Here is a 631-nt window from a genome sequence, read left to right as displayed (position 1 = left end):
CAGAAGAAGCCCTCGCCAAGCTGCACCTCAGCGAGAGCCGCTTCGACCTGCCGAGTGGTAAGGATGCACGCCCGTTGACAGCCGCGAGTGCACAGGAATTGGTTATCAACTGGATGGATGGAGCATCGCCGAGATATGCTGTAGCAACAGTCACCGGCTTTGAACCTGTACCTTTTACGGGCAATCCGCTGACGCCTGCGCCGCCTGCGGCACTCACGACCTCCCCGACAACGATAAGTCTGTTGCCCGATGCGATGAGCACAACGGATGTTACAGCAGCTAATCCGTGGAAGACGAAAGAAACAGAACTCTCCTTCCTCTACACCGATACAGATGAAGATGGCAACCCCAAAAGCAAGATAAAAACAGTGACCATCAACCAGACTAACTTTGCCCTGAAAGTGAATGGCAAACTCTATAACAATCAAATGACCTACAATTCTGCTGCTGGTGGCAGCTTCAATGTACAGGGGAATGCCACTTGGAAGGCAGAGATAACCGATACAAAGGGAGGAATCACTATCAGTACAACAGCAGGCGGAGAGACATTGACAGACGGCACTACCAATACTACGAATGTGCCTTACACTACCAATGCAGGCAACCGCTACGACTATGCGAATGTCACTTT

Annotated in this window: 1 protein-coding gene; it reads left to right on the top strand. The window is 51.2% G+C overall.

Annotated elements, in window-relative coordinates:
* The coding region (locus tag D0T66_RS16070) for a hypothetical protein (RefSeq protein WP_163358319.1) at window positions 1–631 on the top strand (631 nt) is incomplete at both ends.

Origin of the sequence: Dysgonomonas sp. 25 (assembly GCF_010501075.1) — a bacterium.
Classification (GTDB): domain Bacteria; phylum Bacteroidota; class Bacteroidia; order Bacteroidales; family Dysgonomonadaceae; genus Dysgonomonas.
This window is presented reverse-complemented; position numbering and strand designations above follow the sequence as displayed.